Here is a 14,657-nt window from a genome sequence, read left to right on the forward strand (position 1 = left end):
CTAGAGAGATAAATCGCTAACTACGAACAAAAGATTTATCTTATATTTAATTACGTTCACCTGATTTGAAAATACTTTGTGCCTTTGTGCCTTGGTGAGTCCAGCCCCCCAGAAGGCTTCTGCCTTTAGGGGAGACTGGCGTAGACGCCCCTTGTGGGCGGTGAGCAGCGCGCTCCAAAGGGGGTTTCCCCCATGTAGACGCGCGCAGCGCGGTGAGACCAGCCCCCGTCTTGGCGGTCTCCGTCACGATGGGGGACTGGCGAACCCGAAGGGCTTCCCGAAGGGTACGACTGCGTAGACGCGCGCAGCGCGGCTTCTCGCAGAGTAGGGCTTCTCGTAGAGTACCCGGAGGGTGGTTAAAAAAATCTTGAAACACCAAGACACTAAGACACAAAGAGTAAAAGAGTAAAATAATTTTTATGCTTAGGAGTGTACCCAGTTCATGACGGCTACTTGTTTCAATTATTTCACACAACAAAAATAAAACTCCTTGGCTATAAAACGATGCATATGATTCGTAAAGGACAGACTCGGGGAGCAGAAAAACAGACATCATTGTTCAGGTAGAATTTATTGCCAAATTATTTGGAGTCACTGCATAAAATTTGCTCTACCAACAAGGTTTTCCTAGCCTGAAAAAATTTCTGCAACACGACCTCTTTTTATCACCTTCATTGGGATAATAAGCATGTAGCTTCACTGCTTTTTCACTTTAAACTCTTGGATTCAAAGAGTTTGGAGAAGCTAGGACTGGAAGTTGCTAAGCATCTACAAATCGTCAAAGCCACGTGACTGCCTCCGCTACGCGCATCTACGTCATACAGCATAGCTGCCTTCTTGTACTAGTTTTAATCCGGCAAAAGGTCTAATTTTTAACACTAAAAAATAGAAGCATGCAAGATGAAAAGTTGTCTGTCAATACTACTGCTGCTAGTAAAATTCACCCGAAGTTTTTGACAGGTACTATTGCAAACGCAGTTGGTTTGTTAAGTTTATTACTCCTAGCTACCTATTCGGCAAGTGCGGAAACAGCCGTTTCTGCTAACGGTGCAGCAGAGTTCTTAAACCAAGCCGAAATAGAAGCAAGTACATCTGAAATGAATCAGGTGACAAATGTCAATCAGCTTACTGATGTCCAAACTACAGATTGGGCATTTGTTGCATTGCAATCGCTGGTTGAACGTTATGGTTGTATTGCTGGGTATCCTAACTCTACCTTTGGTGGGCATCGAGTCATGACCCGTTATGAGTTCGCTGCTGGACTCAATGCTTGCTTAGACCGCATGAATGAACTGATTGCAACAGCAACAGGTGATTTGGTGAAAAAAGAAGACTTGGCAAGCTTGCAAAAACTACAGGAGGAATTTGCCGCTGAATTGGCAACTTTACGGGGTCGGGTGGATACTTTAGAAGCACGTACAGCACAATTGGAAGCCAATCAGTTCTCCACAACTACCAAACTGGGTGGTCAGGTAATTGTTTCCGTGAATGCTGGCGGGTTTGATCGCGATCGCATTATTGATTCTACTGGTCAACGAATACTTGCTACCAAAGACCCCAATCCCACAGTGTTGTATCGAGCATCAATCGATTTAGACACTAGTTTCACAGGAAGTGACTTGCTCAAAATTCGCCTTGATAGTGGAAGTGGAGTTATAGACAATGGTCGTCCCGATGGTGCTAGAGACAACGCCGCAGGGGTGCTGGAGCCATTTTTTGGAAGCGTGATAGATTACTCGGTCAAGCCACCTACGGTTGGTAGTTTAGGCATCGGAAGACTATTTTACACCTTTAGACCCACTCAAGACCTTGCAGTCTCCATCGGCCCAGATATTCGGACAACTGATTATGTTGACCGCAACAGTTACGCTAACCTGAGCTTCTTAGACTTTAGCACTCAGGCGTTTGTCAATAACTATATTCTCTTCCCGGTTGATGGTCCTGCTGCTGGGGCGGCAATTGACTGGAAGCCAAGAAACGGAGCATTGGCGGTGCGGGCTTTGTATGCCGCAGGAGACCCCGCTAACCCTGGCGAGACCGGACTAAATGTCAGTACTGCACGATTTACTCCACTACTATATCCCAATGATTTTGCCTTCAATGCTCAGGGTAAACGCGGCTTATTTGGAGATACCTATCAAGGTACGGTGGAATTAGAATACGCGCCCTCTAGATCTTTTGCCCTGCGCCTGCAATACAGTGGCGGTGAAGTGTTTGATAAACGCTTTGATGTGTTTGGGGCAAATGTTGAACTGACACTAGGACAAAGGTTTGGTATTTTTGGACGCTACGGTTACGGTAGCTATAATGACACTGCCTTTGGCGAAATTAAACCCAATTATTGGATGGCTGGGATGGGGATGCGAGACTTGTTTACACGCGGTGCTTTAGCCGGAGTTGCCGTTGGTCAGCCATTTATTGCTAATGAAATCGGCAATTCCACTCAGACGAATTATGAGGCGTTTTATAACTATCCATTTAGTCGTAATATCCAAATTACACCAACAATTCAAGTGATTGATAACGCCGGAAATCAAGGCAGCAACGGCACGATTTTGACAGGCACACTCCGTACAGTCTTTTCTTTTTAGATTCCTGTTTTAGGGTGGGTACTCTGCCTACCTTATCTCAAAACAAAAATTCTCGGTTTATTGATATTGTCCTACATTAGTAAGCATTTATGGAGAGACGGAATTTAGGCAAGTGGTTTATTGATATCTGCTACGAAACAATATAAATCAATAAATTAGTGCAACCATAACATAGGAATAACAAGATTTTGCTTTTTAAGGAAAATATATAGGTGACGCAAAACTACGGATGGCGTAATATGCTTTCGGCTAATTATTGCAAAATCCCTATTTTTATTTATTGGATTAATTTTGTCATCCGTTAAATTGAGGATTTATTTCTAAAATTGTTGCTATCTAAATCTCTGTACACCCTGGGAATTAAGGATGTAGGAACAGTTTTTTTGATGTTAAATGTTAAGTATCGCCAAAAATTGGCTCAAGAACTGCAAAATCCATGATTAATTGAGGAAATATCCTTTGAGGAGTGAATGTGAATAATATTATTTTTCATAAAAGAGTTTCTGGCTTATTGAGTATGGCTGCTCTGGCGGCTCTAGGTGGTGGCTTGCCTGCTGTTGCTCAGACTGTTGACTCCACAACTCAAGAGTTTACCCAGTTTTCCGGAACTGAAGCATCTCCCAATCAGGCAAGCGTTGCAACTGTCTCAGTAGTAGATCAAGAAAATGTTTTAAATTATACTTACGATCGGGAGCAGTTTTCGGCGATCGCCACACCAGAAACCGATAGTCCTACACTTACACCCGTTCCTGGCACTGCGGTAACGTCATCTGCGGCGTTGACCTCCCAGCAACAACAGCCAACTCCTCAACCATCGGCTGCTCAAGTGGCTCAAGCAGATATTGATTTAGGTTCACCATTCAGCAGATCGGTCAGCTATATCGGTATAGCGGCAAATATTGGTGTGGCTGGTGAAAGCTCATCTTTGAGCGATGCCAATTTTATGGTGATCGGCAAAGTTGGTGTGTCAAATACTATTTCCGTACGACCATCAGCCGTAATTGGAGACGATACCACAATTTTGGTTCCTGTCACCTATGACTTTAACTACCAACGGCTATCAGATCCGTTTAGCGAACCGTTAGGTATTATCCCTTATGTCGGTGGCGGTGCAGCTTTTACAACTGGCGATGATTCAGACTTTAGTTTTATGCTAACTGGTGGCATAGATGTGCCGCTAAATCGTCAATTTACGGCAACAGCTGCTGTGAATGCAGCATTTTTTGATGAAACCGATATAGGTTTGACAATCGGAGTTGGTTATAACTTCGGTTTCTAAAAATCTCAGGTCTAGCGCTAAAAAAGATAGTAAAGCGATCGCCGGACATTCCCAAAAACTGCGATCGCCTTTCTTTATTAGTCTTTTCTCAAGCACAAGCAACATTATCTAGCTACGACTTTGTGCCTGTACAATTAACTCTTCTCAAATCTCGATTCGCCAAACATTGCACTTTGATTTCTAAAAGTGCGTTAGCGAAGCGGTACGGAAGGCGCTTCGCTTCTTTGTAATTTAATTCAAAGCTTCGTCTCTTTGACAATCAAACGCAACTACAAAGTTAGCTTCAGGGGAGCGTTGCTGTAGAAGTTGCAAATGACCGTCTGCATCAGAGCGACTACGGAATCGAGCTACAATCTCCCGTTGAGTGTCGGGAAGTAAACGAGCGACAACCCAAGAATTTAGGCGTTTTTTGTAAGTAAGTGTCTGCGTTTGCACAACAGGTTCGTTGTATTGCGTATTTTGTGTCATGATGAGGTTATCCATAAAGTGCTTGGCGAAGGGCGTTAGTGAGTCTCTTGGCGGGGATGCACTAATGCCTTATCCAAAAAAGATTGAAACCGATAACATAAGATTTGTCAATTGTCAATAACTAGAAATAGCGCCTATTTTTAGTCAGCACATGCAATTCACAAAAAACGTGCAGGAGTTAAGAATTACTGACGTAGCGACTAGACTAGAATACACCCTATTGGGAAAAGAGTTAAAGAACGCAAAAGCTGGAGATATGACTAGTATTTCCGCCCACGTGATTTGTATCAAAGCATAGAATTTAAACTAGTGCAAGTGGTTTGAGCGATTATTATCTCAGCAGACCTAACCTTGTAAGTTGATCCTCTAGTCGTACAAGTGTGTTAACAGGCGATCGCCTCTGCAAATCAACATCAGTAATTCTGGCAAAATGGCAACTTAGAGCAATGTCATGCCAATTATTATGTATTGAGACATTCCGGCAAATGGCAGCGCAAGCTCAAACAAGCTTCCACAAGCATGAATAAATCATGCTCGTGGAAGTTTTGATAATTGACTGAATCAGGAAGAATAAGAACCTAAAAAGAATGCTTTTGCATGATTTTTTCTTCCTTACTAAATAATTCTATTTTTGAAAACATAAGAACACTATTGAAGAAGATGAAGATGTAGATACATTCCAGTTTGGAATTTGAGCATTTCCTTTATCTTTAAAGATCAATATGCTGCTTTATATCAACAGTATTATCAATTACTTGAAGAATACGAAAAATCTCAAACTCAACTACAACAGACTCACTCTGAATAAAAGCGATCGTAATTTCCACTACAAGACCAGCAAACCCAACTAGAGCAAGTACAAACATTGTAGCCACACTTAACGATTATGCCCTTACTGCCTTATGCTTTAGATTTACATTTCTTAAACTCATCTAACCAAAATGGTCAATAATTTTTAATATAAAAATTACTTTGTTGCCAATAACTATAATTGTTAATGGTGATACAATCGTATGATTGTAGAGATATAGACAAAGGGGGTGAAAATATTATGTTACCCAAAGTTGTACCCAACTTAAAAAATGTCTTCGCAAGTGCCGTCGAAGATTTTGGTATTCCTGGTATTGTGGCGATAGTTGCTCTGCCTTTTGCCATTCCGGTGGTAGCAGTTGCTGGTAAATCCATAGCCAAGACAGCCATTAAAGGCGGAATAATTGCCTATGAAAAAAGTAAGGGAGCGATCGCAGCAGTTGGTGAAAACTTCGCAGATATCGTTGCTGAAGCGAAGTCAGAACTTGCTGTAACTAATAACAACAGACGCCTCCGACGGATTAGGTAGGATCGGTTGGGAAAGTCATAACTTGCGAACAAATAATGCGCTGCATAGAAAAAGCAAAAGTCATGACATTATTTTCCCCAGAAAAATAACTCCTACCAGCACTAAAAATATCCAAATAAAATAGGTTCGCAACCTCACCACAACTATCTGATTTTTAATCAGATTAAGAAATTGATCCAAGTTGCAATAAAAGGAGAAGTATTGATGCAAACAAGGAAAGACGCGGCAATGTGGAGAACACTCAAATACATTTACCGTGTCTTTGTTTGTTTACGTCACGATATTAGTCTCAAATAAGGAACTGGGTACTGGAAGGGACTAGGAATTGGGGCATAAAATTTATGAATTATGAATTATGAATTATGAAATTTTCAGCATTCAGCGTTCAGCATTCATAATTCTCATCAATCCCTAATTCCCGATACCCAATCCCCGATCCCAGTACCCAGTATCCTTGGCGCTTGGTGTGCCAGCCCCCTATAGTAGTTTGGTTCGGAGCTTTTCTAGTAGACAACTACTGCTTAGTTGGCATGCCTTGATTGGGGCTGCCTTTTAATACTTATTCCAACCACTGCAAATATGCAGGGGGCAGGGATCTATGAGTGTAGGAGAGAAGAAATAATATTTTTTTCTCCCCATCCCCCCATCCCCCATTCCTCTTCGCTTCAATACCGCAGATCCCGTCACAGTAGAGGAGGTGTGACAGACATGAGCAATTGGTACAAATTGGACACGCAAGAAGTTTTGCAACAACTGAGTAGCGATGCAACCTTTGGGTTGAGCGCAGCCGAAGCCAGTCGCCGCTTAGAGAAGTATGGTTTTAACGAGTTAATTGAGCAAGGGCAAAGAAGTCCTTGGCAAATACTTTGGGAGCAACTGACAGCCACATTGGTAATTATTTTGATTGTGGCTGCGGTTGTTTCTGGATTGTTAGGCGACTACAAAGATGCAGTGGGGATCATTGCTATTGTTGTGCTGATTGCGGTTTTGGGTTTCAGTCAAGAATACCAAGCGCAAAAAGCGATCGCCACTCTCAAAAAGCTATCTGTGCCTAATGTCAAGGTACTGCGTAACGGTAACAGCGAGGAAATCTCTGCCCGCTATCTAGTACCAGGGGATATCGTGCAGTTAGAAGCAGAAGATATTGTTCCAGCTGATTGCCGCGTTCTGGAAAGCGTTGGTTTACGAATTCAAGAAACAACCCTAACAGGTGTATCAGAACCAACAGACAAAGACCCACACACTCTCTCCCAAGCAGATCTGCAACTCGCGGATCGCCACAATATGGTTTACATGGGTACAGTTGTCACCTATGGGCGCGGTCAAGCTGTAGTGACAGAAACCGGAATGAAAACCGAGATGGGGCGGATTGCCTTGATGGTTCATGGGGTAGAGCCAGAACCAACCCGACTCCAGAAACGTTTGGATGAACTGGGAAAGGGGTTAGCAGTAGCTTCCCTAGTACTGGTAGCTGTGATTCTCGCTTTGGGAATGCTGCGCGGAGAGGACTGGAAAATCTGCTCCTGACCTCCATCACTTTGGTAGTGGCAGCTTTGCCCGAAGGCTTGCCAGCGGTAGTGACGATAGCTTTGGCTCTTGGTGCCCGGCAAATGCTGAAACGGCGAGCGCTGATTCGCAACCTACCTGCTGTGGAGACGTTGGGATCGGTGACAGTGATTTGCTCAGGCAAGACTGGCACTCTCACCGAAAACCGCATGACCGTTACAGTGCTTGATGTAGCGGGTCAGCGGATAGATTTAACTACCCGGATGCGTGCCTCTGTCGGAGAAAGAAGCCAAGAACGACCATTTCTGCTGTGCCAACCACCTGCAATATCCCTGCTTTTGGCTGGTAGTACTCTGTGCAACAACGCTTTGCTAGAGGCAGACACAGATGAGCCGCGTTACTTCCGTGCCGTAGGCGACCCGACCGAGGGTGCTTTGGTTATGGCTGCTGCTCATCAAGGACTGTGGAAAGCTGACCTGGAATATCTCATTCCCCGTGTAGCAGAAGTTCCCTATGACTCTCGGCGTCAGTGCATGACCACCATCCATAAATTCCCAACGATTCCATCCAAAATTCCCTGCGCTTTGGAAACAGTTTGGCATTGGAGCGAGAAAATCGGGGGAATGTCTTACATTGTCTTTACCAAGGGTACAGTTAATAGTCTGTTAGATATTTGCAGTCACATCTGGATCAATGGGCAGGCAAAACCACTGACCGAAATTTGGCACAGACATATTTCTGTCACCTATAGCCAGTTAGCAAAAAATGGTTTGCGGGTCATGGGTGCAGCTTTTCGACCTTTGCAATCTGCTGAAGAGTGGGAGGACGTAGAGCAAAACTTAATTTTCATTGGCATGGTCGGCATGAACGACCCAGCACGACCAGAAGTGCGAGACGCCGTACTCACCTGCAAGCGTGCTGGTATCCGTCCGGTAATGATAACAGGCGACCATCCCCTCACAGCTCGATTCATTGCCCGTGAGGTAGGTATTGCTACTGACAATCGCATCTTCACCAGTGAAGAATTGTCCAAATTAAATACTGAAGAATTGCGCTGTACGTTGGATGATGTATCTGTTTATGCACGAGTTTCCTCGAAACACAAGTTTGAGATTGTCGAGACTCTGCAACAACAGGGGCATATCGTCGCCATGACTGGTGATGGTATTAATGACGCGCCAGCTCTTAAAACGGCAGATATTGGTGTGGCGATGGGGATTCGGGGTACAGATGTAGCAAAAGAGGCAGCAGATATGGTGCTGCTAGATGATAACTTTGCTACCCTGGTTGCTGCCGTTAAAGAAGGACGTGTAATTTATGACAATATCCGCAAGTTTATTAAGTATCTGCTGAGCAGTAACGTTGGTGAGTTGTGGGTAATGCTGCTGGCTCCTTTTTTGGGAATGCCGTTACCGTTGTTGCCACTGCAAATTCTCTGGATTAACCTAACTACTGACGGTTTACCAGCCCTAGCTCTTGGTGTAGAACCAGCAGAGCGTGACACCATGAATCGTCCTCCTCATCCTCCCAATGAGAATATTTTTAGTCGAGGAATAGGTAGGGATATCATCTGGATAGGATTACTGATGGGATTTGTATCTCTGGGTACAGGCTACTGGTACTGGAAAACAGGCAACTCTGCTTGGCAAACCATACTGTTTACTACCTTAACTCTCTCCCAGATGGGTAATGCCTTAGCAATACGTTCAGAGCGTGACTCGTTGTTTAAAATTGGCTTGCTCTCTAACAAGCCACTGTTAGGAGCTGTAACTTTAACGTTGGGTTTGCAAATAGCAGTACTGTATGTTCCGTTCTTCCAAAAATTGTTCAACACAGCACCCCTGTCAGCAGTAGATTTAGCTATTTGTTTAGGTATAAGTAGCGTAGTTTTCTGGTGTGTGGAATTGGAAAAATGGGTTCTTCGTCGTAGCCAGACTCAGACCAAAAAGTTGCATCTGCTTTCAGAAACCAAGCAGGATAACGACGCCCAAGTGCGTCAGCGTGCCAGTGGATCTGCTTTTGCATCACCACGTCTGCGCTTGTGTAATTCCTCGAAACCGCATTATCGCGCCTCTTCTTTACGTCTACATTTGCGTTTGAAAGCGAGTGGATACAAACGCAAATGATTTGATCCCCCCGACCCCTTTTAAAAAGGCAGGGCTGTTTCATTCTAAAACGGAAAAAAGTAATCGGATGTTATGGACACAATGTCGTGTGGCTGTAGTTAGTGAATCAAAATCATTGTTGCGAAACAGATTAATCACGAAACTGCGAATGTCAATTCCTCAAAATTCACTTCTGCGATCGCACGGCGAATTGTTGAGTATGATGGAACTCTTGTTTTGGTATCTCTAATATTTCGATTAAAGATTGTTTATGGCGTTTGACGAAATCTCCTAAAGCTCTATAACCCAGATAACCGCTCATTGTTCCCATGATTACCAACACTAGCACAAGCCATAAAGGATGCCTTTGTCCTTGTTTTGTACGAAAATCTGTCACTTTCTTGAGTTCTGCGATCATCGTGGCAGTCATTGCTACTCTCGAAAAACACATTTATCATCTGATTCAACCATTTTCCTTTACAGAATGAAACAGTCCTGCTTTGCCACGATGGATGGGTGAGACACCTGTCCCAAAATAAAATCAAATATGCTAGTAAAACCGACCTTGTTTATTTTCTGCCAAATTGCCAAGTGATAACGAACTCATCCTGTTTGTCTCGCTGCTTTTTGTAGATGGAATTAAATAGACCATTCGGGAGCATCTTATGCAATTTCAAATTCGCATCTTTATGCAGCATCTTGTTAGCAGCGACGATGATAATCGCGGTAGTGGTAGATGAGGAGAAGACAATAGGTTTTGGGATAAATATAAATAATTTTTTGGTTAGTGACAAATAGCTTTTCAAAGACAAAATTGTTAGTTAAATGCAATTATGACACTTCACTGCTAGCAGTTTTGTATTGACAATAAGCAAGCTTTTAGCTATTAATTTATCCCAATAGCTAGCCAACTGTTTTAAATAAAAAGCATATAATCGTGTAGAGACGCGAAACCAAGCTCCAGAAAAGCCTGTGGCGTACACGTCTCTACTCTCGTTTAATATTTATCCACTTCTTGTTTAGGCAACTTCCCTCAATTGCGGCTTTTCATTTACCTCTGGAACATTCAAAGTTAATTGTTCGGCGTGAGGCACTGCTGCTTGTTCCAAAATCTTCACTTCGATATTCACACTTACCAAATAGCTGCCTGTATCTGCACCAACTTCTTCAGCAACTAATTTAGCTAGGTCTGGACGTTTGGCAGTTAATGGATCGCGTAAAATACAGCGATCCCATTCGTGCTTGGCAGTCGGATTGAGGCTGAGAATGTAGTGCTTAATCATAGAACAAAACCTTGAACCCATCTTCCAGAAAGCTTTTAGATTGTAGAGACACGTACGCCGCAGGCTTCCCCATAAGCTAATTCCGCGCCTGTACACTTAAGTTTGTGGATGCTACCTCTCTATTATAGTACTAATGTACTAAATACGGGAGTGGGGGAGTGGGAGAGTGGGAGTGGGAGACGACCAACCACCAACCATCAACCACCAACCACCAACCACCAACCATCAACCACCAACCACCAACTACTAACCACTAACTACCAACCACCAACAAATGACTAATGACCATTGACTATTGACCATTGACTGCTGAAGAATTTACCTTCGCGTCAATTTGAGATTTTAGTCTGGGAACATCATTTACCCAGATAGCTTGTTGTGCCACAGGAATGGAAATTCCGACTTGATCGAAGGCAATTTTCAGGCGTCGGCGAAATTCCCGTGCGACATCCCATTGTTTGAGCGGTTGTGTTTTAATCCACACGCGAATTAATAAACCGCGATCGCCAAAGTTATCTATTCCCAAAACTTGGGGGGTTTCCACAATTTGATGCTTCCATTGCGGATCCTCATCCATCTTTACAGCAACAGTCTTAATCAAATTCAAAGCCTGGTCAATATCAGTTTCGTAGGCAACAGGGATAGTTAAATCGGCCCGTGACCAACGGCTAGAAAGATTGGCAACAATTTTGATTTCACTGTTGGGAATGGTAATTAAGCGCCCTTCCGCATCTCGGAGTTGGGTCATCCGTAGATTAAGATTTTCTACTAAACCTCCTACATTTCCCACAGAAATCACATCACCTAAGGCATACTGGTCTTCAAGGATAATTAAAAAGCCGTTAATTGCATCTTTGATCAGGTTTTGAGAAGCGAGAGATACTGCAACACCAACTAAACTCGCACCTGCTAGCAATGGAACAACATCTATACCCAAAAATATCAAAGACATTAAAGTACCAAATCCCACCAAAGCAATACCAGTGATACCTTTAGTAACACCAGAAATGGTAGAAACTCGTAACTGTAGTCTTTCAGAAGTTTCTGGAGTTAGCAAGGCACTACTACTAACAAAAGCAGAGGTAAAACGGTCAATCAGGGCACAGCTAAAACGTACTGCTACATAAGTTCCTACTGCCACACCGGCCAATTTCAAGGGAATTTGCAAACCAATGAAAATTCCTAGCTGTAGCGATCGCGTGTAGGGAAATAAACCCAGTATAAAGAAAGTTCCACCTCCCCAAACGGTTGCTTGAGCTAGCTGAAACAGCCGTTTCTTTACTTCTTGAATATTCCGATGTTGCTGGCGATTCAGTTGCGTTGTAATCGGTTGAGTTGTTGATGAGTCTGATGAATTTAGGTGTACTGGATACCATCTTGAGCGTCGTTCCCACCGAGAAAGTGACCAACTGATGACCATCATGGTTAGTACACCTCCGGCAGCAATTGCACCTTGACGAATTAAAAACTCTGGCTGCCGTTCCTGTTTTGCCTGCTTTAATTCTTCCTGTAAGTTTTCACTGATTTGAGTCGCCAACGCAAAAGCATTTTCTTGTCTTAGTCTGGCATCTTGGTCAGTAATAGTCATCAGGGGTTGGTCATTGACATGAATGACTGGTAATGCGTTTTCAGTCCGGATTTGCACATCAAGTTCCGCATTTGATTTTTGAAAGTAATCCTGGCTAATCCGATCTAAATTTTTTTGGATATTTTCCAAACGCTCAGTGATGTTCGCTTTTGGTGCAGCTACTTGAAATAAACGCTTACCATCCAAATAAACCCAGCCTGTGACTGTGCCTGTAACTGTTCTGCTTTCGGAGTCACTGCTCCTCAAATTCAGCTGTTGCAGATTAGGTAAAAAGGGAATCTGCGCTGTAGCTTTTGGCATTACTCCAACAGTTATCACCATTGAAGAGAAAGCGATCGCTACGAATTGAGAACGCAATGGACACCTCCTTTATCATTTCGATGCTGGTGATAGAGTACTAGGTATTGGGTATTGGGGATTGGTGATTGGGGATTGGGAGAAGATTCTTCTCATCTCCTACCTAGTCCTCATTGCCGACGGACAGTCGCCCCAAGTCGGGGAACCCGCCCACGGCGCTGTCCTCCCTAATCCGTACTCCCGGTGGTCGTGGGGCCCCCGAGTTCCCCAGTCCCCAGTCCCCAGTTCCTAGTCCCCAGTCCCCAGTCACCAGTTCCTTCCAGTTGATGCTGACAAATCAACCTCAGTAATTGTACCTGTCCGCAGCTCAGTGTTTATCTGTATTTACTTTATGAAAAGTTTATTTTATTTTCATTTTTAGTTTGATAAAGACAAACTATTCAACCTAGAACACCTGCTCTCAAAGAGGAGACGACACACATAAACCTATTGCAGCAGTTACCTTTGCAGCCTTGTAGGGAAATAATAGAGGTAAAAAGAAAGATAAATTTAAAGCAAAGAAGTGGATGTTCTGGTTGAATTCGCATCTCTTAGAATAATCTAGTAGAGTGCGTGAAAATTTACGCAACTTTACTTACTTTGTATTGAGGAACTATTTAATGACCGCAACTTCTCCCCGATTAAAGCACGAGGTTAAAGACCTCGCCCTAGCTCCTTTGGGAAGACAGCGCATTGAATGGGCTGGACGCGAGATGCCAGTATTGCGGCAAATTCGCGATCGCTTTGCCCAAGAAAAACCCTTTGCGGGCATTCGCCTTGTGGCTTGCTGTCACGTCACAACAGAAACAGCAAATCTCGCAATTGCCTTGAAAGCTGGTGGTGCAGATGCTGTATTAATTGCCAGCAACCCCCTTTCAACTCAAGATGACGTCGCTGCTTGCCTCGTCACCGACTATGAAATTCCTGTTTTTGCCATCAAAGGCGAAGATAACGAAACCTACAGCCGCCACGTACAAATCGCTCTAGATCACCGTCCCAACATTATTATTGATGACGGTTGTGACGTGGTTGCCACTCTGGTACAAGAACGCCAAAACCAACTCGCTGACATCATCGGCACTACAGAAGAAACCACCACAGGCATTGTGCGGTTGCGTGCCATGTTCAAAGATGGCGTTCTCACCTTCCCAGCAGTGAATGTCAACGACGCCGATACCAAGCACTTCTTTGACAACCGCTACGGTACAGGACAATCAACCCTGGATGGCATTATCCGTGCTACCAACGTCCTGCTGGCTGGTAAAACCGTTGTTGTCGTCGGTTACGGCTGGTGTGGTAAAGGTACTGCTTTACGCGCACGGGGATTAGGTGCAAACGTGATTGTCACCGAAATTGACCCCATCAAAGCCATTGAAGCTGTAATGGATGGCTTCCGCGTACTGCCAATGGCAGAAGCTGCACCCCTAGGCGATTTGTTTATCACGGTTACTGGCAACAAGCACGTCATTCGTGGCGAACACTTCGACGTGATGAAAGACGGTGCTATTGTTTGTAATTCCGGTCACTTTGATATTGAAATCGACCTGAAAGCCTTGGGTACTAAAGCCAAAGAAGTGAAGACAGTACGTCCTTTCACCGAAGAATATCGCCTGCAAAATGGCAAATCAGTTGTAGTTTTGGGTGAAGGACGCTTGATTAACCTTGCCGCCGCCGAAGGACACCCCAGTGCGGTGATGGATATGAGCTTTGCTAACCAAGCTCTTGGTTGCGAATACCTGGTCAAGAATAAAGGTAAGCTGGAACCTGGTATTCACTCCATTCCCACCGAAGTTGATCAAGAAATTGCCCGCTTGAAGTTGCAGGCGATGGGAATTAAGATCGACTCCCTTACGCCAGAACAAGTTGAGTACATCAATTCTTGGACTTCTGGCACCTAATCTTTACCGATAATTTACGTACAACCACAACAGAAAAGTTAAGCTTAAGCTAGGTTTTCTAAGGCTATTGCCTTGGGGTAGGCGTATTGCCTATCCCTTTTTTTTATTGATGTTGCTTGTTGGTTGGGATAAATATAGCTATAGCCAGGTATGTTAGGACATCATCTGATCGTAAAACCTTGACACCAAAGGACTTTCAAGCTTGTTAAGAGTTCCCTGTTAAGAGTTCCCTGCTATAAAAGTAGTCCCAGTCAGTTCAAACCC

Annotated in this window: 9 protein-coding genes and 1 pseudogene; 5 read left to right on the plus strand and 5 right to left on the minus strand. The window is 43.8% G+C overall.

Annotated features, from left to right (window positions below):
* The first annotated feature begins 893 nt into the window (after positions 1-893).
* Positions 894-2,591 (plus strand): iron uptake porin, encoded by a 1,698-nt coding sequence (locus FIS9605_RS0118180; protein ID WP_035139934.1) that lies wholly within the window; start codon positions 894-896, stop codon positions 2,589-2,591.
* A gap of 472 nt (positions 2,592-3,063) precedes the next feature.
* On the plus strand, positions 3,064-3,870 hold the full coding sequence (locus FIS9605_RS0118185) for a hypothetical protein (RefSeq protein WP_026733880.1): 807 nt from the start codon (positions 3,064-3,066) through the stop codon (positions 3,868-3,870).
* Between the two features lie 231 nt (positions 3,871-4,101).
* On the opposite strand, the gene FIS9605_RS0118190 is transcribed toward FIS9605_RS0118185, so the two are convergent.
* Complete coding sequence (locus tag FIS9605_RS0118190) at positions 4,102-4,338, minus strand: hypothetical protein (protein WP_026733881.1); 237 nt, start codon at positions 4,336-4,338, stop codon at positions 4,102-4,104.
* 710 nt (positions 4,339-5,048) lie between these two features.
* Entirely contained in the window at positions 5,049-5,204 is a 156-nt protein-coding gene (locus FIS9605_RS42800) for a hypothetical protein (RefSeq protein WP_155960457.1), read from the minus strand.
* Between the two features lie 185 nt (positions 5,205-5,389).
* Here FIS9605_RS42800 and FIS9605_RS0118205 point away from each other — a divergent pair, with 185 nt between their 5' ends.
* On the plus strand, positions 5,390-5,677 hold the full coding sequence (locus FIS9605_RS0118205; protein ID WP_026733882.1) for a DUF5132 domain-containing protein: 288 nt from the start codon (positions 5,390-5,392) through the stop codon (positions 5,675-5,677).
* A 708-nt stretch (positions 5,678-6,385) separates the two neighbouring features.
* Positions 6,386-9,309: pseudogene (locus FIS9605_RS37380) on the plus strand (cation-translocating P-type ATPase).
* A gap of 166 nt (positions 9,310-9,475) precedes the next feature.
* Here the strand turns inward: FIS9605_RS37380 and FIS9605_RS37385 are convergent.
* The 3 genes from FIS9605_RS37385 to FIS9605_RS0118235 form a co-directional block, all read right to left on the minus strand.
* Positions 9,476-9,718, minus strand: a complete 243-nt coding sequence (locus FIS9605_RS37385) for a transposase family protein (protein ID WP_197036077.1) — start codon at positions 9,716-9,718, stop codon at positions 9,476-9,478.
* 589 nt (positions 9,719-10,307) lie between these two features.
* Complete coding sequence (locus FIS9605_RS0118225) at positions 10,308-10,571, minus strand: hypothetical protein (RefSeq protein ID WP_026733884.1); 264 nt, start codon at positions 10,569-10,571, stop codon at positions 10,308-10,310.
* A gap of 292 nt (positions 10,572-10,863) precedes the next feature.
* Positions 10,864-12,516, minus strand: a complete 1,653-nt coding sequence (locus FIS9605_RS0118235) for a mechanosensitive ion channel domain-containing protein (protein ID WP_026733885.1) — start codon at positions 12,514-12,516, stop codon at positions 10,864-10,866.
* 599 nt (positions 12,517-13,115) lie between these two features.
* Here FIS9605_RS0118235 and ahcY point away from each other — a divergent pair.
* Positions 13,116-14,393, plus strand: a complete 1,278-nt coding sequence (gene ahcY, locus FIS9605_RS0118240; protein ID WP_026733886.1) for an adenosylhomocysteinase — start codon at positions 13,116-13,118, stop codon at positions 14,391-14,393.
* The last annotated feature ends 264 nt before the right edge of the window (positions 14,394-14,657 follow it).

Origin of the sequence: Fischerella sp. PCC 9605, assembly GCF_000517105.1 — a bacterium.
Classification (GTDB): Bacteria; Cyanobacteriota; Cyanobacteriia; order Cyanobacteriales; family Nostocaceae; genus PCC9605.